At 68.0% G+C, this 1,651-nt stretch carries 2 protein-coding genes; both read right to left on the bottom strand.

Translation table 11 applies throughout. The features are described 5' to 3' along the window. Positions 1-677, bottom strand: a 677-nt coding sequence (locus EOA22_RS32850) for a PHP domain-containing protein (RefSeq protein ID WP_127390567.1), incomplete at its 3' end; no start/stop codon positions are given. Continuing rightward, the coding region (locus tag EOA22_RS32845; RefSeq protein WP_127390566.1) for a DUF6504 family protein at positions 674-1,651 on the bottom strand (978 nt) is incomplete at its 5' end. The genes EOA22_RS32845 and EOA22_RS32850, both read right to left, overlap by 4 nt.

Raw genomic sequence — 1,651 nt, 5'->3', positions numbered from 1 at the left:
TTGGCGGCCAGTTGTAGCCCGACCTCGGCAACGGGCGTGTTGAGGCGGATCGCGGTCAGCACGTCCTGCAACGGGCGCCGTTCGGCGGTGTGATAAAGAACGTCGTTGGTCGCCATCAGCGGAATGCCGGCGCTCTCGGCAAGTGCTGCCGCCTGCTCGATGCGGAAACGGTCATTGCCGGCGTAGTCGGGCGAAACGCCAAGCCGCAGGTTCCTGCCGAAACGGCCCTTGAGCTCACCAAGCAAGGCAAGACTGTCTTGCGCCCCCGTCGACAGACCGGGCAGGACCGCCAGCGACATCAGGTCACCCCATTCGAGCAGGTCGCCGCGCTGGAGAAGGGTGGCGCCTTTTTCGTTCTCGTCGCGCAGATTGGCTTGCGTCAGCATGCGGCAGAGGTGCCCCCAGCCCTTGCGGTCCTGGGGATAGGCGAGGATGTCCGGCGTGCCGTCGTCAAAAACCAGCCGGCAGCCGGGGTGATAGGAGAGTTTTTCGACCTTGGCCTGCTGCCAGGCGCGCACCACGCCGGCCACCGTGTTGCGATCGGCAAGTCCGATCGCCGAGAAGCCCAGGAGCTTGGCCGCGACCACCAGCTCCTCCGGCTTGGAGGCGCCGCGCAGGAAGGAGAAATTCGACTGGATGCCGAACTCGGCATAGGGAATGACGGTCAGCGCGTTCATGCGAAGACTCCATGCAGGAACCAGCGCGGCGGGACTTGCGAGGCGCCGCCGTAGAGGCCTTGCCGGTAGAGCCAGTAGCGGCGGCCGTCGGCATCCTCGATGCGGAAATAGTCGCGCGTCGATGCCGCCTCGTCGCTTGGCGCTTCCCGCCACCATTCCGCGGCGATGCGTTCCGGCCCTTCGGCGCGCTTGACCCGGTAGAGCGCGCGCCGCCAGCGGAAGTTCAGCGGCGGTCCTTCCGGCATTTCGGTGGCCGGCACATCGATGGGTTCGGGCGAGCGGAACAGCCGGATCGGTCGTTCCGGCGGAAATATGGTTTTTGGTGCCTGCAGCCTGTCCGGCTTCTTCGGCGGCGTGGTCCGGCACGGCGCGTCGGTGAAGGGGATGGTGGCGACGGCACGCTCCGGCAGATGGCTTTCGACCGCGACTGCCCGGAGAACCGCGCCATCGCCGAGCCGGGCGCGGATGCGGTCGGCGAACAGCGCGATATCGGCGCCGTCGTCGGTCACCTCGCCGGCAAGATCGGCCTGCTGCATGTCGAAGGTGGCTGATGCCAACACCGAGAGCCGCACCAGATCGAAACCATAGCCGGCATCGATATCCTGTTCGAGCGCGGCCAGCCTTTCATGGAACAGTTTCTGGATCAGCATGGGTTCGCGCATCGGCCGCGAGGTACCGAGCGCGATGCGGCTGACGGCGCCGTCGACGCGAAAGAGCAGCAGCGCCAGCGTCCGGGCGCCCTCGCCGCGGCGCTCGAGGTCGGTCTTCAAGGTCGCCGCCAGCATGCCCACCAGCCGTTCGATGTCCTCGGTCAGGGTGACGGGTTCGGCGAGGTGGCGTTCGACCGAAAGCGGCGCGACGGGCAGGCGCGGCGACACCGCCTCGTCGAGCCGGCCAAGCGCCTGGTCGAGGCGCAGGAGCAGCAGGGCGCCGAAGCGGCGGGCGAGCGGCGCGCGCGGTGCCGCCATGACGGC

The organism is Mesorhizobium sp. M7A.F.Ca.US.014.04.1.1, assembly GCF_003998745.1.
Lineage (GTDB): Bacteria > Pseudomonadota > Alphaproteobacteria > Rhizobiales > Rhizobiaceae > Mesorhizobium > Mesorhizobium ciceri.
The sequence above is the reverse complement of the archived record's forward strand: the minus strand, read 5'-3'. Positions and strand labels throughout refer to the sequence as shown.